At 70.7% G+C, this 22,953-nt stretch carries 19 protein-coding genes and 1 pseudogene; 5 read left to right on the forward strand and 15 right to left on the reverse strand.

The features are described from left to right. Positions 1-9: 9 nt before the first annotated feature. Entirely contained in the window at positions 10-774 is a 765-nt protein-coding gene (locus ACFYMM_RS17860; protein WP_388387410.1) for an alpha/beta hydrolase, read from the forward strand. A gap of 61 nt (positions 775-835) precedes the next feature. On the opposite strand, the pseudogene ACFYMM_RS17865 reads toward ACFYMM_RS17860, so the two are convergent. Continuing rightward, positions 836-1,444, reverse strand: a pseudogene (locus ACFYMM_RS17865) (MFS transporter); the annotation flags it as partial. A gap of 334 nt (positions 1,445-1,778) precedes the next feature. Here ACFYMM_RS17865 and ACFYMM_RS17870 point away from each other — a divergent pair. After that, entirely contained in the window at positions 1,779-2,207 is a 429-nt protein-coding gene (locus ACFYMM_RS17870; protein ID WP_388387878.1) for an FAD-dependent oxidoreductase, read from the forward strand. Here ACFYMM_RS17870 and ACFYMM_RS17875 read toward each other — a convergent pair. From ACFYMM_RS17875 to ACFYMM_RS17895, 5 genes are all read right to left on the reverse strand, one after another. After that, on the reverse strand, positions 2,182-2,919 hold the full coding sequence (locus ACFYMM_RS17875) for a hypothetical protein (RefSeq protein WP_388387412.1): 738 nt from the start codon (positions 2,917-2,919) through the stop codon (positions 2,182-2,184). The two genes, ACFYMM_RS17870 and ACFYMM_RS17875, sit on opposite strands and share 26 nt — an antisense overlap. Further along, positions 2,916-3,983: a Gfo/Idh/MocA family protein gene (locus ACFYMM_RS17880; protein ID WP_388387414.1), complete on the reverse strand. Its 1,068-nt coding sequence runs from the start codon at positions 3,981-3,983 to the stop codon at positions 2,916-2,918. The genes ACFYMM_RS17875 and ACFYMM_RS17880 overlap by 4 nt, the downstream gene beginning before the upstream one ends. Then, positions 3,980-4,993: a UDP-glucuronic acid decarboxylase family protein gene (locus ACFYMM_RS17885; protein WP_388387880.1), complete on the reverse strand. Its 1,014-nt coding sequence runs from the start codon at positions 4,991-4,993 to the stop codon at positions 3,980-3,982. The genes ACFYMM_RS17880 and ACFYMM_RS17885 overlap by 4 nt, the downstream gene beginning before the upstream one ends. Before the next feature lie 90 nt (positions 4,994-5,083). Continuing rightward, a complete protein-coding gene (locus ACFYMM_RS17890) occupies positions 5,084-6,190 on the reverse strand; it encodes a leucine-rich repeat domain-containing protein (protein WP_388387416.1) in 1,107 nt (368 codons plus the stop codon). Then, the gene (locus tag ACFYMM_RS17895) at positions 6,172-7,032 is read right to left on the reverse strand and encodes a glycosyltransferase family 2 protein (protein WP_388387418.1); all 861 of its coding nucleotides are present in this window, start codon (positions 7,030-7,032) and stop codon (positions 6,172-6,174) included. Before ACFYMM_RS17895 ends, ACFYMM_RS17890 begins: the two co-directional genes overlap by 19 nt. 699 nt (positions 7,033-7,731) lie before the next feature. On the opposite strand from ACFYMM_RS17895, the gene ACFYMM_RS17900 reads away from it, so the two are divergent. Together ACFYMM_RS17900 and ACFYMM_RS17905 are read left to right on the forward strand one after the other, a co-directional pair. Then, positions 7,732-7,920, forward strand: coding sequence for a hypothetical protein (locus tag ACFYMM_RS17900; RefSeq protein WP_388387420.1), 189 nt, complete (start codon positions 7,732-7,734; stop codon positions 7,918-7,920). Continuing rightward, positions 7,905-8,996, forward strand: a complete 1,092-nt coding sequence (locus ACFYMM_RS17905; RefSeq protein ID WP_388387422.1) for a Gfo/Idh/MocA family protein — start codon at positions 7,905-7,907, stop codon at positions 8,994-8,996. The genes ACFYMM_RS17900 and ACFYMM_RS17905 overlap by 16 nt, the downstream gene beginning before the upstream one ends. Positions 8,997-9,014: 18 nt before the next feature. Here the strand turns inward: ACFYMM_RS17905 and ACFYMM_RS17910 are convergent, their stop codons facing one another. From ACFYMM_RS17910 to ACFYMM_RS17930, 5 genes are all read right to left on the reverse strand, one after another. Further along, entirely contained in the window at positions 9,015-9,932 is a 918-nt protein-coding gene (locus ACFYMM_RS17910) for an alkaline phosphatase (protein WP_388387424.1), read from the reverse strand. Then, positions 9,929-10,387 (reverse strand): alkaline phosphatase, encoded by a 459-nt coding sequence (locus tag ACFYMM_RS17915; RefSeq protein WP_388387426.1) that lies wholly within the window; start codon positions 10,385-10,387, stop codon positions 9,929-9,931. Before ACFYMM_RS17915 ends, ACFYMM_RS17910 begins: the two co-directional genes overlap by 4 nt. Before the next feature lie 270 nt (positions 10,388-10,657). Next, the gene (locus ACFYMM_RS17920; protein WP_388387428.1) at positions 10,658-11,668 is read right to left on the reverse strand and encodes a leucine-rich repeat domain-containing protein; all 1,011 of its coding nucleotides are present in this window, start codon (positions 11,666-11,668) and stop codon (positions 10,658-10,660) included. Continuing rightward, positions 11,631-12,476: a glycosyltransferase family 2 protein gene (locus tag ACFYMM_RS17925; protein WP_388387430.1), complete on the reverse strand. Its 846-nt coding sequence runs from the start codon at positions 12,474-12,476 to the stop codon at positions 11,631-11,633. The genes ACFYMM_RS17920 and ACFYMM_RS17925 overlap by 38 nt, the downstream gene beginning before the upstream one ends. Next, entirely contained in the window at positions 12,473-14,839 is a 2,367-nt protein-coding gene (locus ACFYMM_RS17930) for a TIM-barrel domain-containing protein (RefSeq protein ID WP_388387432.1), read from the reverse strand. The genes ACFYMM_RS17925 and ACFYMM_RS17930 overlap by 4 nt, the downstream gene beginning before the upstream one ends. Here ACFYMM_RS17930 and ACFYMM_RS17935 point away from each other — a divergent pair. Then, positions 14,838-15,053 carry a hypothetical protein gene (locus ACFYMM_RS17935; protein ID WP_388387434.1) on the forward strand — a complete coding sequence of 72 codons (216 nt, stop codon included), beginning with the start codon at positions 14,838-14,840 and terminating at the stop codon, positions 15,051-15,053. The genes ACFYMM_RS17930 and ACFYMM_RS17935 overlap by 2 nt on opposite strands. On the opposite strand, the gene ACFYMM_RS17940 is transcribed toward ACFYMM_RS17935, so the two are convergent. From ACFYMM_RS17940 to ACFYMM_RS17955, 4 genes are read right to left on the reverse strand one after another with little or no spacing between them, the layout of a single operon-like run. Further along, positions 15,008-16,798 carry an ABC transporter ATP-binding protein gene (locus ACFYMM_RS17940; RefSeq protein ID WP_388387436.1) on the reverse strand — a complete coding sequence of 597 codons (1,791 nt, stop codon included), beginning with the start codon at positions 16,796-16,798 and terminating at the stop codon, positions 15,008-15,010. The genes ACFYMM_RS17935 and ACFYMM_RS17940 overlap by 46 nt on opposite strands. Further along, complete coding sequence (locus ACFYMM_RS17945; RefSeq protein WP_388387438.1) at positions 16,795-18,651, reverse strand: ABC transporter ATP-binding protein; 1,857 nt, start codon at positions 18,649-18,651, stop codon at positions 16,795-16,797. The genes ACFYMM_RS17940 and ACFYMM_RS17945 overlap by 4 nt, the downstream gene beginning before the upstream one ends. Next, entirely contained in the window at positions 18,648-21,620 is a 2,973-nt protein-coding gene (locus tag ACFYMM_RS17950; RefSeq protein ID WP_388387440.1) for a glycoside hydrolase family 3 C-terminal domain-containing protein, read from the reverse strand. Before ACFYMM_RS17950 ends, ACFYMM_RS17945 begins: the two co-directional genes overlap by 4 nt. After that, the gene (locus ACFYMM_RS17955; protein WP_388387441.1) at positions 21,617-22,876 is read right to left on the reverse strand and encodes an Nramp family divalent metal transporter; all 1,260 of its coding nucleotides are present in this window, start codon (positions 22,874-22,876) and stop codon (positions 21,617-21,619) included. The genes ACFYMM_RS17950 and ACFYMM_RS17955 overlap by 4 nt, the downstream gene beginning before the upstream one ends. Positions 22,877-22,953 lie beyond the last annotated feature (77 nt).

Raw genomic sequence — 22,953 nt, forward strand, 5'->3', positions numbered from 1 at the left:
GAGCAACAGATGGCAGACTTGCGGATGATGAATAGTGGCGCGGCAGCGCTGACGTTCCACCCACTCCAGGCGGAGGTGCCGCGCTCGGCTGCGGGCGCGCCCGCGGCGATCGTCATGCCGGGCGGCGGCTACACCTTCCTCGCCCCGCACGAGGGGAAGCCCGTCGCGCAGTGGCTGAACCGGCTCGGATTCGCCGCCTGGGTGCTGGAGTACCCGGTAGGGCCACAGGACTTTCACCCCGCGCCGCTGGACTCGGCACGGGCGGCGATGCGCGAGGCCCGCTCGCAGGCGCCGGGGCTGGGGGTCGACCCGTCGCGCATCGGGGTCCTCGGCTTCTCCGCGGGCGGCCACCTCGCCGCCCACCTCGCCGCCGGCCCGGACACGGCCGACGACGAGCGGCCCGCGTTCGCGGTGCTCTGCTACCCGGCGACGTCATGGCACAACTTCGGTCCCGCCGCAGTCGGCGAACCGGACAGCGACCCGCTCCTCGGCCCCGGCTCGACCCCGGAACAGCGCCGCGCGCTCTCCATCGAGCTGATCGCCGTCCCGCAGACCCCCCCGACCTTCATCTGGCACTGCACGGACGACGACACCGTCGGGGTCGACCACTCCCTGTCCCTGACCCAGCGCCTGGCCTCCCTGCAGGTCCCGGTCGAACTGCACGTATTCCCCACCGGCGGACACGGCGTGGGACTGGCCGAGGACATGACGCCCGCCGGCACGTGGACCTCCCTGTGCGCGCAGTGGCTCCGCAGGACGACCGGCCACGAGTAGTTCGACGTCGCAGCAGCGACCAAGGCCGCAGAAAGGTGTGTGCGGGCAAGGGCCAATGTCGTCAGTGAGCCCCTCCCGCATTCGCCCACCGTTCCGAGCAGCTCGGCAACAGCGCCACCGCCAGGGCCGGCACTGCGGCGAGGATCAGCCAGGGCACGGCAGGTGGCAGGCCCAGGCCGGGCAGGGAGCCGGTGCCCGAACTGCCTACGAGAACGATCAGACCCGAGACCGAGGACAGCGCGCCGGTGCAGAGGCCGATGCGGCCGTCCTCGGCGAGGTCGGGCACCCACGCGCGGGCAGCGGGAACGACCAGCATCTGGCCGAGGGTGAGCAGGACGACGTACCCGGCGGCGGGCAACAGCCCCGCCCGACCCGTCCAGCCGGCGGGCAGGGCGGCGGCCACGACAGCGAAGCCGGCCGCGATGAGCAGCAGCCCGCCCATCATCGAGCGGCGCAGACCGAGCCGGTCACCTGCCCAGCGCGTGAGGGGCGGTTGGGCGCAGACGACCAGCGGTGAGGACGGGGCGAACAGCCAGGACAGGGCTGCCTGGGAGCCGGTCGCGCGCTGCACCTCCTCCGGCAGGGCGAGGTAGAGCTGGTTGTACGCGAGCAGGTAGGTGCCGTAGGCGCAGCACAGGCAGAGGAAGCGACGGTTGCGCAGGAGCATGCGCATGCGGCACACGAGAGGTCCGCTCCGTCACCTCCGTCGTCAAAGACGACCCGCAGCATTGCCGTGATGTCGTCCGGGTTGCCCTCGCATGACAGAGCGGACTTCAGCGCGGCGAAGTGAGTGCGACGGACGTGCTCCTCCAGTGAGCCGGTGGCCACTTCGACGCACAGGGGGAAGCTCTGCACCAAGGTGCCGGAGCAGGAGTCGGTTTCCTCGGCGAACCGGTTGTGGGTGAGCATGAGAAACCCGCAGCTCTGCTGACCGGACGCTTTCCCCAGGAGCTCCGCCGCGCACGCGAGGATCACGGAGTCGACGCTCGCCCGCCAGATCCTGTCTGGGAGTTCTCGTCGCCTTCCTCACCGGTTCCTGCGCGGCGGTCTACGCCGCACGACCGCCCGCACAGCGCCGCGCAGACGTGCTCAGCAGCCTGAGCCGATGGTTCGGAGCGGCGGCTGATCGGCCCCTGGAGTATGTGGAGACGGACTGGCGGTCCCAGCCGTTCGTGGAGGGCTGCTACGCGGCCGTACCCCCACGTGGCTGGTGGGCTGAGACGGGCCCGATGGCGTTCACCGGCCGGCCCGTCGACGAACGGATCCGATGGGCCGGAACCGAGCGGAGCCCCGCCTTCTACGGCCATCTCGAAGGTGCGGTGCGATCCGGCCTCCACGCCGCCCGTTCACTCCTGTCCGGCCTCCGGGCGGACGACGGGAATGTGACGACAGGACCTAGAGCGGACGCTACCTCAGCACGCGGGCGACAGTAGCGAGGTCCGTCGACAGGGTCGTGGTGCCGGGCCTGGCTGCGTGGATCCCACGCCACAGGGCGCGGCGGGGAGATTCGAAGCGAGGGCGGCCGGTGTGGGTCCCCGTGGCGTCGAAGCGGGCGATGCCGGCGGGGCGAGCCGAGTCGTGGGCCGGCATGTCAATGTGCCAGCGCTCCTTGGGAGACGCCGTGGTGAGGGTGAGGCCGGCCGGTCCGACGGTGCCGGAGAGGGAGAGGATCGCACCACTCGCCCCTTTTCCCGTGACGACGTAACCCCGGCCGAGAGCGACCGTCACAGGCTCCACGGCGACGTTGCCGAGCAGGGAGCGGGCCATGACGAGCTGGGTCAGAAGGCCGTCGGCGAGTTCGTCGGGATGCGACACGGCGACGATCGACTCGATCAGGGATGCGGCACTGTCCAGGGAGTCCTGGAGGCGGGGGACAGCGGCGGCCCATGTCGGTGCGTCCGCGAATCCGGTGTCGGCATAGAGCTCGACGCCACGAGGGAGATCGTCGTCGTCAGGACGAGGGCGGTCGACCAGGACCGCACGAGCCCCCGTGCACGAGGACGGCCAACCCGGGACCGTTCCGTCGACGACGAGGATGTCGGCGTCGGACCGCACCACACGGAAGTGGTCAGGCAGGCTTGCGAGGACGGGTGCGTGCCGTGCGGCAGTGACCGGGCCGTCGAAGGAGACGGAGACAGGGGTCATGACGCCGCCTCCAAGAGGTCTGTGGCGTCGTCAGCCATGTCAAGGGCGTACAGCATGTCATCGAGGACCGTGGGCATGTCCCTCATGGGTTCGGTCCTCCCCTCCACCACATCGGCGAGGTGCAACCATTCGGCCTGGTAACCGTTGTGGGGAAACTGCCAGCCGCAGACGCTGCCCTTCGTGTCGGTGAGGGTCACCGTAGCGGATCCGGCCAAGACGTACGGCGGAGGGTAGTCCACTCGGAGCCGGGTACCCGGAGCCCACGCCTCGAACGTCCAGTCCTGCTCCCAGGCTCCAGGCAGCAGGGCGAACAGTTCGGCGGTACGACCGTCCCGGTCTCCTTCTTCTGCGAGCACCAGCCGGTAGCCGAACGGCTCCAGTAGGTCGGCGGAGACCACTCGGGCCCGACCGGGCATGAAGTGCCGCAACTGCGGGACGACATGTGTGGCCAGACCCAGGACGCAGCCCCGCAGCAGATCGACAGCGGACGGCGGCCGCTGCTGTGAGGACGTGGGCGGACTCACGAGTGGAGGGCTTCCCGTGGCCAGGTCAGTGGCCAGGTCGACGAATTCCTCGTTGGGCGGCAGGTACACCCGGGAGCGCACCAACTGGGTCCGGTCGGGCAGATCACCCCACGACTCCTTGGCAGCCGTCCACGCCGGGTCGTACGCGTGCATCGCGCCCACCACAAGAGGGACGCCGCTCGCCGAAGCGGCCCTGGCGATCCGTTCGACCTCATCTCTGCTCGTGGCCAGCGGCTTCTCACACAGGACGCCCCTCTTCCCGGCCGACAGCGCCGCGACCACATGCTCGGCGTGGAGTGAGTTCGGGCTGCACACCGCCACTACGTCCACGCTGTCGTCGGCCAGCAACTCCTCCACCGTGCTGCTGTGCCGTGCCCCCACCCGGGCCGCGACCGTGGCCACGACGTCCGGGGTGACTCCCATGACGTGCGTGACCTGGAAACGCTCGGCCAGGGTGGCCAGCGTCGGCAGGTGCACAGCCTGGGTGACGGGACCGGCGGCCAGCAGACCAACGCCCAGTGGCCTGTTCGTCGACCTCATGCCGGCACCCCGTGTTCGGCGGCGTCCCTGGTGCCCGCGACGCCGGGCCCGTCGCGCTCAGCAGTGCACGGGGATGCCTCGGCAACCGCCGAAGGGGTGGCGGTGCGGAACCATTCGATCGTCCGGCGGAGCCCTTCCTCCAACGACACCGTCGGTGACCAGCCGAGCAGTTCGCCGGCCAGGGAGATGTCCGGCCTGCGCCGGACCGGGTCGTCCTGCATGGCCGGGCAGTAGGTCACTTCGGCAGCCGCCCCTGTCAACTCCGCTATGGTGCAGGCGAGTTCCAGGATGGTGACCTCCGCCGGGTTCCCCAGGTTGATGGGGCCCGGGTGCTCCGATTCGAGGGTGAGCACGAGGCCGGCGATCAGGTCGTCCACGTAGCAGAAGGACCGTGTCTGTCCGCCCGTGCCGTTGATCGTGAGGCGCTCCCCCCTCAGGGCCTGTGAGACGAAGGCCGGGACAGCCCGGCCGTCGTCCGCGCGCATCCGAGGGCCGTAGGTGTTGAAGATGCGGACGATCGACGTCGGCACGCCGAAGTGACGAAGGTAGGTCATGGTGGCGGCTTCACCGAAGCGCTTGCCCTCGTCGTACACGGAGCGCGGGCCTGTTGGATTCACCCGGCCCCAGTATTCCTCCGACTGCGGATGAACCTCCGGATCCCCGTACGTCTCGCTCGTCGAGGCATACAGGAGTCGCGCTCCCTTCTCCTGTGCGAGAGCGAGAGCGTTGAGGGTGCCGAGAGACCCCGCCTTCAGCGTTTCCAGCGGAATTCGGAGGTAGTCCTGCGGACTTGCCGGACAGGCGAGGTGCGCCACCGCGGTGACCGGGCCCTCACACCAGACCTTCTCCGTGACGTCCATCTCGAGCAGCGTGAAACGCGGGTTCTCGAGGCACAGGGCCAGATTGGCCCGGGAGCCTGTGACGAAATTGTCGATACACGTCACGTGGTGTCCGAGGTCCAGAAGCCGCTCGCAGAGGTGAGATCCGAGAAACCCCGCTCCGCCGGTCACCACGACGTGTCGGTTGTCTCCATCAAGTTCAGGAATCGACAAAGGCACAGGATTGTCCCGTCCGATAGAAGGAATGAGGCAAGCGATGAATCACAGTGCGGGTGCGAGGTCCTCCAGCCGCTGACCGGCCACCTGGGTCGGGGTGACGTCGAAAGGATTGCCCTCAACCTCCAGCTCGACCAGCCGCGTGAAGCCGTCCAGCCATCCGGGCAGGCTGGTCAGGGACGCATGGGCGATCTTCAGCCACACAAGGTCGTTCAGCTCGCGGAGGCACTCGGGCAGCCTGTGCATCGGATTGGAACTGAGCCCGAGCCAGGTGAGACCCCTCAGCCCGGAGAACTCCGGCGGGAGCGTATGCAGGTGGTTGCCGCGCAGGTCGAGTCGTGTGAGGCCGTGCAGTGTCGGCAGGGACCCGGGGATGTCCCGGAGCAGATTGTCGCTGACATCCAGGCAGGTGAGTGAGTGGAGTGAGCCCAGCCGCTCAGGAAGTGTCGGGATCCGATTGCCTCCGAGGTCGAGGCGCCGTAGCCTGCTCAGGCTGCACAGCGCTTCCGGGAACGCACGCAACTCGTTTCCGCTGACGACCAATGTGGTCAGATCGTCGAGTCGACCGAGCCACTCGGGCAACTGACGCAGGCGGTTGTCCGCCAGCTGGACGACCGAGAGGCGCGACAGCTCGCGCAAGCTCTCCGGAACCTCGGACAAGCCGTTACCGCCGAAGTCGACAACCGTCAGCTCCATGGCTTCTGCCAGACCGCCGGGGATTTTACCGAGTCGGTTGCCGTGCAGATCGAGTGCGGTGAGACGAGGGAGGCGAAGGGAGTCCTCCGGAAGGTCACCGATCTCGTTCGCCGCGAGTTTCAACTGGAGCAGGGACGGCAACTCGGTCAACTGCTCCGGAAATGTGGTCAGCTGATTGCCGCTCAGGTCCAGGAGGGTCAACCGGTCCAGGTGGCGGGCTGACTCAGGCAGCCGGGTCAGCTGGTTGCCGGCGCCCTCCAGCCAGGTCAATGATCCCAGCTCGCCCAACCAGTGCGGCAGCTCGACGATGTGGTTGTCCGCGATGTCCAACCAGGACAGCTCACGCAGAGCGCGAACCTCCTCCGGAAGACTGCTCAGACCCAGCCCGGACAGGTCGAGAACGCCCGAGTCCGCCGCGCGCTCGATCCGCTCGTGGATCAGTACGTGAGAGTCCATGCCCACCCCTCCGCCTCGTCGGCTATCTCGTCCCAGAGCGAGTGATCGGTGTAATCACGGCCGCATGGTGCGGTTCTCAGTTCCGGATCGTCGACGTCGATCCGTCCGCCGTTCGCATCCAGATGCGCCAGGGCGGCCTGCGCCTCCCTGATCAGGGCGTAGTGCTCCATCGGCCAGCGTCCCCGGCTCAGGGAATCCACCCGGTGCCGCATGCGCCGCACCACCGATTCGGTCCACTTGAAGTGATGGACCTGGATGAAGCCTTCCGGCCGGGGCAGCCCGCTTCCGGCCACCGTTCCGTGATGTCCGACCAACAGGTCGACCCGTCCTCGCGCGATTCCCGTCTTGAGCGGGAGCGCCTTGGAGATTCCTGCACTGACCGCGCCGGCGAGCGGATAGCGCTTCCACAGCGGTGTCGCGTCCACCTCCAGGAGTTCGCCGCCGAAACCGACCCGGTCCAGGAAGCAGCCGTTCACATGGTCGGCTCCTGAGCGCTCACATTTTTCCAGGAGTTCATGGACGGGATGGCTGTAGACATGGAACTCGTCGACGTCCGCCACGACATACCAATCATCAGGCCGACGGCTCATGGCGTACGCCTTCAGCTTCTGGTTCAACCTGTCGCGCCAGGGCCCGAAATGCGAGTGCAGGGGCTCTACACCGACCGTTCGGCAGGCGTCGCGCAATTGAATGTAGCCTTCGTCTGAAGGGGTCTCGGCATGGCAGATCAGGCGAAAGGAGTTCAAGCCGACACTTCGATAGTGCTCGACGAAGTGCGGCAGGAGGGTCGCGTCCTGGGCCCCTACAACACTGACCACGTGCACAGGTGATGTGCTGGCCACGAGAAATCCCCTCATTCTCATCAGTGATTGGGCGAGGAAAGGAGTGGGGGTAGATCGAGAATAAGTTGGCAGATCTGGCCTGATGTCAGATTCGGGAGGAAGCGGCTTCACCGGGATGGGAGCTTGACCGGCCATGAACAGCGTTTAGGCGCAGTTGGCCGAAAAAGAGACTGTCGAAGTGTCGAAGCGCATCGAATACGGCACGGCGACAGTAGATCACGAGACAGCTGGCGTCAACGTTTTTTCCCGCTGGAGCCGCCGGCAATCATGACGGGCCTGGTTGGTGCGCGATGGCGCCGTAAGTCGAGTGGGCCTTAAATGTACCATTTGTTGTCGTTCTGGCATCGGTTCGATGCCCTCCGGGAGACTCCTACCCGCTGGGACCAGCCATAGATGGCTGGAAAACAACCCTTGGCTCACTTGTGTTGTCTCCAGGTCACGGTCTAGCGTCGAGGAGTCGAAGCGCTTCGACTATGGATAGCGATGGCGACTGGATGCATCATCAATTCACCCGCATGCTGTTGGCGTTCACCGTATGGTCCCGAGGCGTCCGTGGTGGTTGGAACGGGCATCAGGGCGTGACGGTCAGCGATAGCTTCGTCCCGTTCCTCAAGGAGCGGCATTCACCGTTGAGATCTCCGAAGACCTCGCGGTGTACGACGACGCGGAGCGGCTCGCTGCCACCGATCTGGTCGTGCAGTGCTGGACTCGCCGGCGACCACGTTCTCCGCTGACGACCTGCACGACCGACCCGCCGTCATGGTGTGGGGCCGGCCCGATGGCGCGGGACGCGTCTTCGTCTCGACCATTGGGCACAAGCCGGACGACTTCGACGTGCCGCATGTGCGGACGCGGGCCGAGAGGGGACTGCTGTGGGCAAGCTGGTGAAGCCTTTGAACATCGGGATCGTGGGGGCGGGCAAAATAAGTGGCGCCTATGTGTCGACCCTGGAGAAGCTGACGTCGGTGCGGCTGACCGCGGTCACCGACCTCGACCGGGCCCGTGCGCAAGCCGTCGCCGACCAGGTCGGACCGCAGGTCACGGTGGCGGCCTCGGTCGCGGACCTCGTCGCCCGAGACGAGGTGGACGCGGTTCTGAATCTGACGGTCCCGGCGGCGCACGCCGAGGTGGCCCTGGCCGCACTCGTCGCCGGCAAGCACGTCTACGGCGAGAAGCCGCTCGCCATGAACCGCAAGGAGGCCGATGCCGTCCTGGCCGCCGCCCGTGACGCGGGACTTCGGGTGGGCTGTGCTCCCGACACCGTGCTGGGCACTGGCACCCAGACCGCGCGCAAAGCGGTCGATGACGGACTGATAGGTCGTCCGGTGGCGGCGACCGCCTTCATGACGACCGCAGGGCACGAGCAGTGGCACCCGGACCCGGAGTTCTACTACCAGCCCGGAGGGGGCCCGCTGCTCGACATGGGCCCCTACTACCTATCCGCTCTGGTGCACCTGCTGGGCCCGGTGGTGAAGGTGACCGGAGCCTCCTCGCGGCCGCGTGCCGAGCGGGTCATCGGCAGTGGCCCGCGGGCCGGACAGTCCTTCCCTGTGGACATCGACACCCACGTCACGGGTGTCCTGGAGCACGCGGACGGCTCCCTTTCGACGCTGGTGATGAGCTTCGACATCAAGGCCGCGAACCTGCCCCGCATCGAGGTGCACGGCACGGATGCCTCGCTCTCCGTACCCGATCCGAACAACTTCGACGGGCCGGTCGAGATCCACCGCGGCAACGGCTGGGACGTCCTGCCCGTGTCTGCCGGTCACGCGGACACGGGCCGTGGCGCGGGGCTTGCCGACCTCGCCGAGGCCCTCGACACCGGGCGCCCGCACCGCGCCTCGGCCGAACTCGCCGCGCACGTCCTGGACGTCATGCTCACCCTCATGGACGCCGCCGAACAGGGCCGCGCTTTGCCGGTGACCAGCACCTGCGAGCGGCCCGCCCCGGTCATCGCCCGCTGAGAAGCGGACCCACAGACCTCACGGCGTCCCCAGCCCCAGGGCCAGCCGCATCGTCCGGAACAGGTCCGTCTGATCGGTGGTGCCGAGCACCCGGTACGCCTGCGGTCCTTCCGCGGCGACGCGGACCTGGGTGCCGGAGTGCTCCTGGACCTTCGTGGACGGACTGGTGGAGTAACTGACCTTCAGCTGTGCGCCCTCGTCGGTGACCAGCGTGGTGTTCCGCCCGGTCGGCTCGCTGTCCAGCGGGAGGATCTGCGCGGCGTGTCCGTGGTCGCCGGTGACCACCACGAGGGTGTCCGGGTGGGTGCGGGCGTAGGCGCGGGCGACCGCGACGGCCCGGTCGAAGCCCAGGGTTTCGCCGATCTGTCCGCACGGGTCGGCGCCATGGCTCCGCCGGTCGATCTGCGCGCCCTCCACCTGGAGGAAGAAGCCGCGCCTGCGGCCCTGCCGGCGCTGGTCCAGGAACTCGACGGCCTTGGTGGTGAGTTCCGCGAGCGTGGGAGCGTCGGCGGGCCGCTCCGGGTTGGCCTTGACACAGCGCTGCGGCTCGGTCCCGCCGTCCGCGGCGAGCAGGCTGGTCCACTCGGGGGCCGCGCTGCCGTAGGAGAACAGCCCGAGCACGGGCGTACGAGCGTCGGCGGCCGCCAGCCCGCGGGCGTCGGTCACCACGCGGTACCCGGCGCCGCGTGCCTGGTCCAGGACCGTCCGGCCGGCGTACGGCCCGGCCGGGACCGTCTGCTCGAACCTGCCCCGTCCGCCGCCCAGCAGGATGTCGGCCCCGCTCGCCGCGGTCTGCTCGGCGATGGAGCCGGCGCCACCCGCCGCGACGGTGTCCGCGGGGCACAGCGCCATGTCGGCGGGGCCCTTGCAGGAGCGGTCCGTGACATGGGTGACGAGGGCCGCCGGAGTGGCGCCGGTCAGTTCGTCGGTGGTCACGCTGCCGGTGCCCCGTATCCGGCCCGCTTCGCCGGCTCCAGGATCGTGGGGAGGGGCTGGTTGGTGTCCGGGGTCCTGGAGACCCTCCCGTTCACCGTCTTGCGACCGGTCGCCCAGCCGGACGCGGCCGCCGCGGAGTCCGTGACGTAGGTCGGCGACCCGTCGACGGTCACGGAGTGGGTCGTGTAGGCGCCGGTGAGGGGGAGGCCGTCCATGGTGAGCCGGCCGTCGGCTCCGAGGGTGTAGTCGCGGGCCAGGGTGATCTCGGAGTCACCCATGCCGTCGCCGATCAGCAGGATCACGTTGCGGGCCGGGGTGTCCCTGATCGCCCGGCGCATCTGGTCGGCCGGTCCGTCGGCTGACGCGGTTCCGGGCGGGGAGGCCACGACGCCGAGGGGGAGCAGCAGGGCTCCGGCGAGGGTGGCGGCCCACGGTGACCGGGGTATGAGGCGCAAGGTCTGTCTCCAAAAGGCCTTGCGGAAAGGCGGTGTTGAAAGGAACTGGGCAGGGGGAGAAGGGCGGTGGCGGAGGAAGCGGGGGAGCGGCGGTGGCCGGGAGTCGTCTGGACGGCGGAGCCAGGCACGCCGTCGTACGACGGACTGAGGGCCCTCGCCTCGCGGGCCCCCGGTCGTCCCCGGCGGGCTCACGGCTGGTCAGGCCCGTGCCGGCTCGCGGGGGCACGGGATGGTCCGGTGCGGGAGCTGTCCCGTGCCCCGGCGGCGGCGTCAGGCCAGGACTGGTGTCCAGTGCGGCCGGCGGAACTCCCCCCAGCGCAGCTGCGGCAGGCCGGCCGCCCAGGCGGGCGGGCCGGGCAGGGGGTTGTCCGTCAGGCTCAGCCAGGTCAGGGCGGTGAGCCGGCCCAGTCGGTTGGGCAGGGCCGACAGCTGGTTGCGGTCCGCGCTGAGCCGGGTCAGCTTCCGCAGGTCCGCCAACTCGGCCGGGAGTGTGGTCAGTTCGTTGCCGCTGACATCCAGGCAGGTCAGCTCGGTCAACCGGCCCAACCAGGCCGGCAGTTGCGGCAGCCGGTTGTCCGACAGGTCCAGCCGGCGCAGCAAGGACAGCCGGGACAGGGCGGACGGCAGCCGTTGCACCTGGTTGCCGCTGAGGTCCAGCACGCCGAGCCGGCTCGCGTCGCCCAGCCAGTCGGGCACCTCGGCCAGCCCGTTGCCGCCGAGGCCCAGCACATGCAGACCGGCGGGCGGTTCGCATGCCGAGGGCAGCCGGGTGATGCCGTTGCCCTGGAGGTCCAGGATCCGCAGGCCGCCGAGTTCCGCCAGCCACTCGGGCAGCCGGGTCAGCGCGTTGCGCGCCAGAGTCAGCTGCCGCAGCTGTCCGAGCCGCGCGCAGAAGTCCGGCACTTGGGTGAACCGATTGCCCGCCAGGTCGAGGCGGAGCAGCCCCGCCGCCCGGCCGAGTCCCGACGGCAACGCGTCGAGACCGTTGTCCCTCAGCCCGAGATGGCGCAGGTCCCGCAGCCGGCCGATCTCCTCGGGGAGCCGGGTGAACCGGTTGTCGTCCAGGTCGAGCCGCTGCAGCGAGGTGAGTTCCCCCAGCCAGGGCGGCAGTTCGGACAGTCGGTTCCCGCTGAGGTCCAGCCAGCGCAGCGAGGTGCGGCCGCGCACGGACGCCGGGACTTCGCTCAGGTCTCGCCCCGACAGATCCAGCACGCTGACCGCGCCGGCCGGGGGCGCTGCGGTCTCAGTAGGTGAGGGTCCAGGACCAGCCGTGGGCCTCATCGGCCAGCTCCTTCCAAAGGGGATGGTCGTCGTAGGAACTGCCGCAGGGGCGCAGCCGGAGCCGCTCGTCCCTCACGTCGATGCGGCCGTCGTTCGCCTCGATGTGCCCAAGGACGGCCCGGGCCTCCTTGATGACCGCGGGATGGAACACCTTCCAGGAGCCGGTGGAGAAGCGCTCCACGCGGCGGCGCATCCGCTCCACCACGGATTCCGTCCACTTGAAGTGGTGCACCTGGGCGAAGCCCCGGTGCACGGGCAGCCCCGGCCCGTCGGCGGCGCCGTGGTGGCCGGAGAGCAGGCCGACGCGGCCCCGGGCCAGCGTGACCTTGAGGGGAAGCGCCTTGGCCAGGGAAGCACCGACCGAACCGGCCAGCGGATAGCGGCCCCACAGCTGGGTGTCATCGATCGGCGGAAAGGAGCCGTCGGCCGCCACCCGGTCGAGGAAGCAGCCGGTGACGTACTCGTACTCCTCCCGCTCGCACAGGGCGACCAGCTCCGTAGGCGGCCGGTCGTACACCTGGAACTCGTCCAGGTCCACGACGACGTACCAGTCGTCGGGGCGCAGGCTCATCACGTACTCGGTGAGCCGCTCGTTGAGGTTCTGGTCCCAGGGGCCGACATGGGTGTGGAACAGTTCGACGCCGCATGCGCGCGCGTGGTGCTCAAGGAGTTCGAACGCCGGGTCGGCGGTGGTCTCGGCGTGCCGGATGAGCCGGAACGACTCGATGCCGAGGCCGCGGTAGTGGGCGATCAGGTGGGGTAGCAGGGCCGCGTCGCCGCCCCCGCAGACACAGACCAGATGGATCACGCCGGCCGCCCCTTCGCGCCGTCCGCACGCCACACGCCGTCGGCGTCCAGGGCGGCGGGCCGTCCGGCGACCGTCACGGTCTCGGGCGGCAGGGTCCCCGCGACCTGCGGGAAGACGACGCCGCGCACCCGCAGCGGCCCGTCCACGGTGAGGTCGGCCCGGGTAGCGGTCCGGATGAGCCGGATGCGGCTCGTGCCCCGCTCGTCGTGGACGACGGCCTCGGCGTGGCCGTCGCTCCAGCAGGAGATGGTGACGCCGTCCGGCAACTCGTCACTGGTCGCGGCCTCGCCGTCGGCCTGCGGCAGCAGAGCGCCGGCCCGGACGAACAGCGGCACCCGCTCCAGCGGCGCGACCACCCGCAGGGAGCGCCCGCCCTCGTGGACCTCGCCCGTCCAGTGGTCGATCCAGGCACCCGCAGGCAACTGGACCGTGCGCTCGCCCTCGGGGTTCGTCATCGGGGCGACCAGCAGATCGGGGCCGAGGAGATACTCCGACTCGGCCGCCCAGGCGGCGGGTTCCTCCGGGGTCCCGAGCGCCAGCGGACGCATGATCGGGACGCCGGAGAGGCTCGCCTCCACGGCAGCCGAGTACAGGTAGGGGAGCAGCCGGTAGCGCAGCCGTACCGCGTCCACGACCGCCCGGTCCACCGGCTCCTCGAAGTCCCACGGGAAGCGCGAACTCGTGCCGTGGAAGCGCATGAGCGGCGAGAGGGCGCCGAACTGGGCGGAACGGACCATCAGTTCACCCGACGGGACGCCAGTGAACCCGCCTACGTCATGGCTCCAGAACGGCACACCGGTGAACGCGTAGGACAGTCCGCCGCGGAGTGTGGACGCCATGCCCGAGAACGTCGCGTTGTTGTCTCCGGCCCACTGACCGCAGTGCCGCTGCCCGCCCGTGAACGACGAACGGGCCCACACCACCCGGTGCCCGGCGACCTCCTCGGTGACATCGGCGACGGCGTCGTTGAACAGCAGCGAGTAGACGTTGTGCAGATCAGTGCCGGTCATACCGTTCGCCGCCACCGCGTCGACCGGGACGCCCTCCCCGAAGTCCGTCTTGAAGACGCTGACACCCCGCTCCAGCAGCGGCCTGAGCAGCCCCTGGAACCAGGCCTTCGCCGCCGGGTCCGTGAAGTCCGTGATGCCGCACTCGGGCCGGGCCCCGTGCCACACATCGGCCACGTACACGGACCCGTCCGCCCGGGTGAGGAAGTGGCCGGCCTCCGAACCCTCCTTGAACAGCGGGCTGTTGACGCTGATGTACGGGTTCATCCACACACAGATCCGGAAGCCGAGCGCCCGCAGCTCCCGCAGCATCGCGTCGGGGTCGGGAAAGCACTCCTCGTCCCAGCACAGGTCCGACCAGTTGCCCCTCTTCTGCCAGTACGCGTCCAGGTGCAGTACGTCGCAGGGGATGCCGTGGGCGCGGATCCGCCGCGCCTGTGCCACCGTCTCCTCCTGGTTGATACGCAGGTATCCGGTGGAGATCCAGGTCCCCAGCGCCCACCTGGGCGGCGCCGTGGCACGACCGGTGAGGCGGTGGAGGCGGTCCAGCACCTCGGCCGGGGCCGGCCCCGCGATGACGTAGTAGTCGAGGAGGTCGTCCGGGACTGTGATCTGAACGCAGGAGTGCGTGGAGTGACCGACGTCGAACTCCGTGGCCGCGCCGCTGTCGACGAGAACACCGTAACCGCGGCTCGACTGGTAGAACGGCACGTTCTTGTAGGAGCGTTCGGACTCGGAGCTGAACGCGTCGTAGTTCCAGCTCGTGATCCGCTGACCCCGCTTCTCCAGCACGGTGAACTTCTCGCCGAACCCGGCGAACCGCTCGTCGGGCCGGGCCGAGAAGGTCTCGTGGTACGCCACCGTCGACCCGTCGGCCGCCAGGGAACGGCCGAAGGGCAGGACGCGCAGCTTGAAGCTGATGTCGGACTCATGGCCGTTCTGCTCGGTCAGCAGCCGGCCGTCGGCGTCGGTGAACCTGATCCGCCACGGGTCGAAGTCGATCTCGGCACGGACCGAACCGGCGTCCACGACCGCGCCGCCGTCCCGCAGCTCGGTCCGGGCCCCGGAGTGACGGCCTGGCGCGACCAGCCGGAGCGCGGCCGCTGACCGCTGCACGGTGCCGGCGTCCGGAGCGAGCCGGACGCGGATCACACCCTCTCCGGCGACCCGCACCGTGATGTGCAGTTCGTCGTCGGTCGACGTGGTGGCGGTCAGGACGATCCCGTCGGCGTCGTGGTCTGCGGGCTCGGCCCGTACGACACGGCTCGGTCCGGACTCGTCGGGGCCGAGCAGTGGCAGGTCGACGGGGTCGGCGACATGGGTGATCCACGGGGCCAACGGCTGGCGGTAGGGCATGAACAGCCTCCTAGGAAGAAGGGAGAACGAAAGGGGGAGACAGCAGGAGAGACAGCAGGAGAGGAAGAAGGAGAGGAAGAAGGAGAGGAAGAAGGAGAGGAAGAAGGAGAGGAACAAGGGGGCGGGAGGGGAGAGGGGACACGGGGGAGGCGCCGAGCCGCCCGGGACTCAGAGGCGGTGCAACTGCCGGTGCAGGGCGAGGAGTTCGGCGTAGCGTCCGCGCAGGGACAGCAGGTGCTCGTGGCTTCCGGCCTCGATCAGAGCCCCGTCCTCCATGACGAGGATCAGATCCGCGTCGCGCACCGTGGGCAGCCGGTGCGAGACGATCACCGTGATCGTCCCGTGCTCGGCGGCGAGCCGGCGAGCGATGCTCCGGTGCCGCCGGAACACCGCGTACTCGCTCGGTGCGTCCAGGGCCGCGGTCGGCTCGTCGAGGACGAGCAGCAGGGGTGCCGGACGCATGGCCGACCGTGCCAGCGCCACGCGCTGCCACTGCCCCTCGGACAGATCGGTGCCGCCGAAGTCCTTGCCGAGCAGGGTGTCCAGACCGTCCGTCAGCCACTCCACCACGGGTTGCGCGTCGCCGTCACGCACGGCGGCCAGCACCGCTCGCTCGTCGTCGGCGCGTGACAGATCGCCGACGCCGACCGCCTCCCGAAGGGTGGTGCGATAGCGGCCGAAGTCCTGGAAGGCGGCGCTGACCCGTGCGCGCCAGGCGGCCGGATCCAGGTCGCGCAGTGCCACCCCGTCGACCGTGATCCGGCCCCGGGCCGGCTCGTAGAACCCGCACAGCAGCTTGACCAGCGAGGTCTTGCCCGAGCCGTACTCGCCCACGACGGCGACGGTCGCCCCGGCGGGCAGCCGCGCGGACACCGACCGTACGGCGTCCCGGTCGGCCTGCGGATAGCGAAAGCCCACGTCGTCGAGCGTGATCCCGTGCCGCAGCGCATCGGGCAGCTCGGCGCCGTCCGGCCTCGAACCTTCGGCCTGTTCCCGGTGCGCTCGCAGCCACAGATACGGATCCAGCGCCTCGGCGCCGCTGACCGCGTTGCCGACGCTGCTGACGGTCTGCTCGATCTGCCGACGCAGTTGGGAGGCGAGCGTCACGGCGAGCAGCACGTCACCGGCCGAGCGCTCGCCCCGGCTCGCGAGGTACGACGCGTAGGCGAGGCCGCCCACGAAGGCACAGCTGAACAGCAGCCAGCCCGCCGACGTCAGCAGCGCGCCACGCAGCCTGGCCCGGTGCTGGATGTCGGTGGCCTCGCGCCACGCGGCCGCCCTCAGTTCCCGCAGTCGCCCGCCGGCCCCGGTGGCCATGATTTCCTTGGCGGACGCGGCCGAGGTGAGCAAGGAGAACAGGTGCTCCTCGAGGCGGGCGGGCTGGGCGGTCGCGAGTGACGCCGCCCGGATGCCGCGCTGTGCGTGCCGGTGCAGCAGCAGCGGAAACGCGGCACACGGCAGCAGGAGCAACAGCACCGGGTGCACCTGCGTGAGCAGTACGGCACTCGCGCCGATCCCGATCACGCTGCCGACCGACTCCAGCGGCACCCAGGCCGCCGCGACCAGGTTCGGTCCGCTGCCCAGGACCAGGGAGACCCGGTCCAGGTAGGCGGGCCGCTCCAGGTGCTCCAGCCGGTGCAGCCCGGTAACGGTGGCGATGATCTCCTGGTCGATCTCCATGCCGACCCGCTCGGCCAGGGTGCCGCGCAGGGCCTCGCGGGTACCGGAGCCGATGTGGACGACCAGCAGGCACACGGTGGCACCCACGGCCGCTGTCAGCGTCTGCGGCTGGTCGCTCCGCACCGCGCTGTCGACCAGGGAGCGAACGCTGACGGCGAGCAGCGCCACCGCCGCGCTGCCCGCGGCGATGAGCCCGGCCAGCGCCAGGGCCGCCCTCGGCGCGACCTGCCGGCACCGGCGCAGGAGCGTCAGCCAGAGCGCGAACCGCGCCGCCCTCATACCGGCTTCACCTCCCCGGCCGTGGCGTCCCGCAGGGCCTTGCGGTCGGAGACCTGGCGGGCGAACAGCTCCGCGTAGACGCCCCCGTGGGCCATCAGCTCCTCGTGCGTACCGGTCTCGGCGATGCGGCCACCGTCCAGACAGGCGATCCGGTCGGCCTGCTGCACGGTCGATATCCGGTGCGAGACGAGCACGACGGACACGTTCTCCAGACCGTGCACCACTCTGCGGAACACCTCCAGTTCGGTACGGACGTCCAGATGGGCGGTCGGTTCGTCCAGGACCAGGACACGGGCCCCGGCCCGGACCGCGTACAGGGCCCTGGTGAGCGCGATGTGCTGCCACTGGCCACCCGACAGGTCGACACCCCCGGCGAACGACGGCGACAGCACCGTGCGCGGGCCGTCGGGCAGTCCCCGGATCAGCGTTTCGCTGCCGGACCGCGCGGCGGTCGCGTCGAACAGCTCCGGGGTCATCGGCAGCCGCGGCGCGCCGAGGGCGACGTTGTCCTCGACTGAGAGCCCGTAGCGAACGAAGTCCTGGAAGACGACGGCCACCTGACGCCGCCACACGTCGGCGCCGACGGCGGTGAGATCCTCGCCGTCCGCCGTGATCCGGCCGGTGTCGGGCCGGTAGAGGGAGGTGAGCAGTTTGATGAGGGTGCTCTTGCCGGCCCCGTTGCGGCCGACGAGCGCGAGCACCTCGCCGGGACGGATCTCCAGGTCACAGCCGTCCAGGACGGCACGGTCCGCGCCCGGGTAGCGGAATCCGACGTGTTCCAGCCGCACGAGCGGAGGCCGGGAGCCGGTCCGCGCCGGTGCTGCCGCCACCCGCGCCGGGAACACCGGCGGATCGGGGGAGAGGTGCGTACCCAGCCGGTGCAGCGCCGCCGCCCCCGGAACGCCCCCGGCCGCGGCCACCGTGTCGCTGTCCGAGGCGGCCAGCCCCAGGACGGCGATGACCGCGGTGACCGTCGCGCCGAGCCCGCCGGAGGACACCTCACCCCGGATCGCGCCCGAGCCGATCGCCCCCAGCGCGGTCAGCGCCGCGACTCCGACCACCGCGAGCGCCGTCCACTGCCGCGGGCCGAGCTCACCGGCGCGGCGCCAGATCGGTTCCACATAGGCGAGGAAGCTGTCGCGCCACCGCGCGGTGAGCCAGCCCTGAAGACCGAACAGACGCGTCTCCTTCGCCGCGCCCGGGTCCACCGCCTGGTCCTGCCAGTACCTGGTCCGGCGGGCGGCCGGGGCACCGGAGACCGCCACCTCGGCGATGGCCAGGGTGTTCCGGCTGAGCACATGACGTGCCACGAGCACGCTCGCCACCAGCCCGAGCACCAGCCACCACGAATAGCGCGCGAGCACCAGGCAGCAGGCGCCGACCTGCACGACCCGGAAGCACAGCCGCAGCTGCGCCACGGCCGCCTGACCGGGAGTGCTCTCGGTCCAGTTGGACGTCTGCCGGGCTGACGCGAGCAGCAGGTCGTCCTGCACGGCCGGCGCCTCCAGTGGCGCGATGCCCGGCGCCCCCAGCACCAGTGCCGCGACCGTGTCGCGCCGGCTGCCGTCGATGCGCCGGGCCGCGAGCGAACGCAGCACGTTGCCGAGCAGATCACAGGTCTGCGCGGTCACCAGACTTCCGCCGAGCAGAAGCAGCGACGGCAGCCAGGCGCCCCGCGCCCCGCCCGCGACCCCGTCGACGAGCGAGCCGGTCGCATACGAGAGCACCGCGGGCTGCAGCGCCTGCCCGCACAGGACGGTCAACAACCCCAGCAGACAGGCGGTGCCGACCCTGGGCAGCGGCCGCAGCACATCCGTCCGCCGGCGGAGGCGGTCACGCGCGGACACCGTCATCGGTGTCCCCCCGGGCTCTCCGCCGCGGTCAGCCCGAGCGAGGCGAGCCGTCCGGCCCCGGTGAACACGAGGTAGACGTCGTGCCGTCCGTCGACCGGTGCCAGCGGCACGGTGACGGTGCGCCAGCTGTAGCGGCCCGTGTCCTCCCCGGGGATCTCGGCGACGGCGACGAGCCGGCCGCCCGCCGGATCCCCGAGCCGGATCTCCAGCCGCCCGGGAGGCGCCGCGCCTCCCGACGGTGCGACGCCGGCGTCCACGGCGTCCATGTCCAGGACCGGCCCACCCAGACGCAACACCATCCCGGTGTGTCCCCGCGCGATCAGCACATCCCGGAACAGCAGCCAGGACCCGGGACCGGACGCGGTCACGGCCTCCCCCGTCGTCGGACTCTGATCGGTCAGCCGTACGGCGTGGTAGTCGTCGAAGTCGACGGCCCGCACCAGCCGTGAGCCGAGGTCGCGCGGCGGCAGCGGTTCCCCGACGACCGTCAGCACCGCGCCCGGACCGGCCGCCGCCGCGCTGCGCGCCACCGTCAGCGCGTACCGTCCGGGTGCCACCGTGAACCGGCCGCGGCCCACGTCCCAGTACGCCAGGTCCCGTACCGGCAACCGGAACTCCACCCGCTCCCTCGCGCCGGGGGCCACCGACACCCGCCGGAAGCCGTGCAGTTGGCGCAGCGGACGGGGCACCGGCGAGTCCAGCGCCCGTACGTAGAGCTGGGCCACCTCCTCCCCGGCCCGCGCCCCGGTGTTGGTCAGCTCCGCCGAGACGGTCACCACCTCGTCCTGCGCCGCGGTGCCCCGGTCCAGCACGGACGGGCCAAGGCGGTAGTCGGTGTAGCCGAGGCCGTGCCCGAAGGGGAACAGGGGCTCCCGGTCGGAGTACAGGTAGGTGAGGCGGGACTTGATGATGTCGTAGCCGAGGATGTCGCCGAGGTCGTCGGCCGACCGCGGCCAGCTCTGCGGCAGCCGTCCGGTGGGCTCCCGGTCGCCGAACAGCAGGTCGGCCAGCCCGTTGCCGAACTCCTGCCCGCCATGACTGGTCCACATCAACGCCGGTGCCCGTTCGGCGAGTTCGGTGACGCTGAGGGGATGACCGCTCACCAGGACGACGGCTGTGCGCGGGTTGGCCTCGATGACCGCGCGGGCGAGTGCGGACTGACCACTGGGCAGCCCCGTGTCCTGGCGGTCGTGCCCCTCCATACCGTTGATCTGCGGATACGTGCCGACCAGCACGACGGCACGGTCGGCTGCCCCGGCCGCCCGGGCAGCCGTCTCGGCTCCCAGTGAGAGGACCTCCACATCCAGCGCGAGCGCCGAACCGGCGTCCGGTGCCATCAGATCCAGGCCGCCGGTCGCGTCGGTCGCGGCGTACCGGCCGGAGTACACATTGCGCAGTACCCACGGTCCGTCCGCCTCGGCGCGTTCCAGCCGGAACGTCTGCCGGATCTCCCAGCCGAACGGCTCCTCGCGGTCGCAACGAAGGATCTCCCGTCGGCCTCCGCCCGGCAGTTCCCCGCCCCGGTCCCAGGACAGGAACATGCCGTTGCCGACGGACCGCAGGCAGATCCCGCCCTCGCCCCAGTCGAAGACCTCGAAGACGGTGTCGTCGGAGCCGGTGACGTCTGTGAGGCGCACACCGCCGTCCTCGGTCGCCGCCAGGAGGCGGCCGTCGCCGCGGTGCCGGAGCGTGATCCGGTCGAGCCCCGACTCGTACACGACCGTGCCGCCCGCGCGGGCCCGGATGCCGTCGACGGGTGTGACACGGTAGGGCAGTGGGCCGCCGTACCAGTCCCGCACGCAGCGGTCCGCCAGCGGGCCGATGACGGCAACGCTCTGCCCCGGCCCGTCGGCCAGCGGCAGCGTGCCGTCGTTGCGCAGCAGCACCGCCGAGCGGCGCACGGCCTCGCGGGCCAGTGCCCGGTGCGCCGGTGCGCCGACGGTGTCCTGGACCGGTTCCCGGTGCGGGTCCAGATCGCCGGCCCGCGCCCGCAGCAGCAGCAACCGTCGTGCCGCCGCGTCGATCTCCGCCTCGGTGAGCAGTCCCCGGGCGACGGCGTCACGCAGCGCCCGGACCGTGATGGTGGGGTCGCCCCAGTGGTCGGTGAAGCTGTCCAGCCCGGCCCGCATGGCCGCCGGGTAGGCGTGCTCCCGGTCCTCGTAGTAGTGGCTCTTGTCGATGATGTCCGACGGGGCGAAGCCGTCGGAGACCACTGCCAGGTCCGGGTCGTGCAGGCGCAGCAGCCGCAGATGTTCGCTGAGGTGGTTGGGGCGGCCGTTGAGCAGGTGGTACGAGGGCATCACGGCCGCGACCACCCCGGCCCTGACCGGTTCCAGGAAGGGCACCATGTCGTACTCGTGCAGCACCCGGGGCCGCAGATCCATGGAGCGGGCGAACTTGTCCGTCTCGTGGTTGTAGGCGACGAAGTGCTTCAGCGTCGGCACGATGCGCCAACGGGCCGGTCGTTCCCCGGGGCCGGCGCCGCGCAGACCGGAGCAGTACGCGACCGCGAGCGACGAAGTGAGCCCGGGATCCTCGCTGTAGCCCTCCTCGTTGCGCCCCCAGCGCGGGTCCCGCAGCAGATTGACCACGGGGGACCAGACATTGCGCGAGACGAGGGGCTGGTGCCGGTCGCGTTGGAGCAGGGAGTCCACTTCCGAGCCGATGGCGTCGCCGATCCGCTCCAGCAGATCGGGATCCCAGGACGCGCCCAGCCCCACGGCCTGCGGGAAGACGGTGCAGGGCACCTCCACGCGGACTCCGTGCAGGACTTCGCCACCGGTGTGGAAGGCGGCCAGCCCGACCCGCGGCAGCGCCGCCTGGTCACTGTGCAGCAGGGAGATCTTCTCGTCGAGGGTCAGCAGGCCGAGGACGTGGTCGGCGAGTTCACCGGCATCGCGGTACCGGGGCCCGGCGTCCGGCTCCGCGGGCGGGGACGGGGGCTGGTCGGGTGCGAGCGAACGGGTCATGAAGTCAGGGCTCCCCAGAGCAGAAGGACGTTGAGAGCGACGATCAGCGCGGTGATCACGGACAGGGCGAGGGTGGTGGTGCGCCGGTTGACGAACCCGCCCATCAGGTCGCGGCGGGAGGTGAACCACACCAACGGCACCAGGGCGAACGGCACGCCGAAGGACAGCACCACCTGTGACCACACCAGCGCGGTGGTCGGCCGCACACCGACGGCCAGCAGGGTGAGGGCGGGCACGAGGGTGACGGCACGCCGCAGCAGCAGCGGCACGGACCGGCGCAGGAAGCCCGCCATCACCGCCTGCCCGGCGTAGGTGCCCACGGACGACGCGGCGAAGCCGGACGCCAGGAGGGCGAGGGCGAAGGCGCACGCGGTAGCCGAGCCGGTGCGCTCATCGAGCAGTCCGTGGATGGCCGTCAGGTCGTCCAGAGACTTCCCGGCGAACAGCTGCGCGGCGATCACCAGCATCGAGACGTTCACGGTCGCGGCGATGCCGAGGGCCACCGCGACATCCGTGCGCATCCCCCGCAGCCAGGTCCGGCGCGCCGGCAGGGCCCCGGAGCTGCGCCGGCCGGCCATGAGTGCCGGATGCAGGTAGATGGCGTGGGGCATCACCGTGGCCCCGACGATCCCGGTGGCCAGGAGCAGGCTGTCCGGCCCCGCGAACCCCGGGGAGATCCCGCTGGCGAGCCCGTCGGTGGAGACTCCGGCGACCGTCAGGTCGTAACAGAAGCCGGCCACGATCACCAGGAACATCGTGGCGACCACCGCTTCGAACCGGCGCTGGCCCCGGGTCTCCAGGGACAGTACGGCGAAGGCGGTCACCCCGGTGATGGCGCCGCCGATCGGCAGCGGTACACCGAACAGCAGCTGCAGGGCGAGTGCGCCGCCCACCACCTCGGCCAGATCGGTGGCGATCATGACGGCCTCAGCCTGTACCCACAGTGCCAGCCTCAGGCGCCGGGGAAGGTGGTCACGGCACAACCGGGCCAGGTCCCGCCCGGTGGCGAGCCCGAGCTTGGCGGCCGTGGCCTGGACGAGCATGGCGCAGACGCTGGACAGGACGATGACCCACAGGAGTTGGTAACCGAATGCGGAGCCCGCCGCCATGTTGGTGGCGAAGTTCCCGGGATCGACGTACGCGCTGCCCGCGACGAACGCGGGGCCCAGCATCCCGATCCAGGACTGCGGGGCCGGTCTGATCGCGGACGTGTGGTGCGCAGCCGCCTTCAGCGGCGGCGACATGCTTGATGGCATGGAATCCCTCCGACCTTGGACTTGGGATTCGGCCGTCGAGGGCACCCGGCTGCGCGATCGATCGCGGCGGCGGGCCG

The sequence above is a fragment of the Streptomyces sp. NPDC006739 genome (genome assembly GCF_042869815.1).
Lineage (GTDB): Bacteria > Actinomycetota > Actinomycetes > Streptomycetales > Streptomycetaceae > Streptomyces.

What these genes read in the sequence shown, in the direction of transcription:
- ACFYMM_RS17890 (WP_388387416.1), bottom strand. Translation starts at nt 6,190, where the DNA reads ATGGACTCTCACGTACTGATCCACGAGCGGATCGAGCGCGCGGCGGAC.
- ACFYMM_RS17880 (WP_388387414.1), bottom strand. Translation starts at nt 3,983, where the DNA reads ATGAGGTCGACGAACAGGCCACTGGGCGTTGGTCTGCTGGCCGCCGGT.
- ACFYMM_RS17860 (WP_388387410.1), top strand. Translation starts at nt 10, where the DNA reads ATGGCAGACTTGCGGATGATGAATAGTGGCGCGGCAGCGCTGACGTTC.
- ACFYMM_RS17945 (WP_388387438.1), bottom strand. Translation starts at nt 18,651, where the DNA reads ATGACGGTGTCCGCGCGTGACCGCCTCCGCCGGCGGACGGATGTGCTG.
- ACFYMM_RS17935 (WP_388387434.1), top strand. Translation starts at nt 14,838, where the DNA reads ATGAACAGCCTCCTAGGAAGAAGGGAGAACGAAAGGGGGAGACAGCAG.
- ACFYMM_RS17875 (WP_388387412.1), bottom strand. Translation starts at nt 2,919, where the DNA reads ATGACCCCTGTCTCCGTCTCCTTCGACGGCCCGGTCACTGCCGCACGG.
- ACFYMM_RS17930 (WP_388387432.1), bottom strand. Translation starts at nt 14,839, where the DNA reads ATGCCCTACCGCCAGCCGTTGGCCCCGTGGATCACCCATGTCGCCGAC.
- ACFYMM_RS17920 (WP_388387428.1), bottom strand. Translation starts at nt 11,668, where the DNA reads ATGAGGCCCACGGCTGGTCCTGGACCCTCACCTACTGAGACCGCAGCG.
- ACFYMM_RS17950 (WP_388387440.1), bottom strand. Translation starts at nt 21,620, where the DNA reads ATGACCCGTTCGCTCGCACCCGACCAGCCCCCGTCCCCGCCCGCGGAG.
- ACFYMM_RS17955 (WP_388387441.1), bottom strand. Translation starts at nt 22,876, where the DNA reads ATGCCATCAAGCATGTCGCCGCCGCTGAAGGCGGCTGCGCACCACACG.
- ACFYMM_RS17940 (WP_388387436.1), bottom strand. Translation starts at nt 16,798, where the DNA reads ATGAGGGCGGCGCGGTTCGCGCTCTGGCTGACGCTCCTGCGCCGGTGC.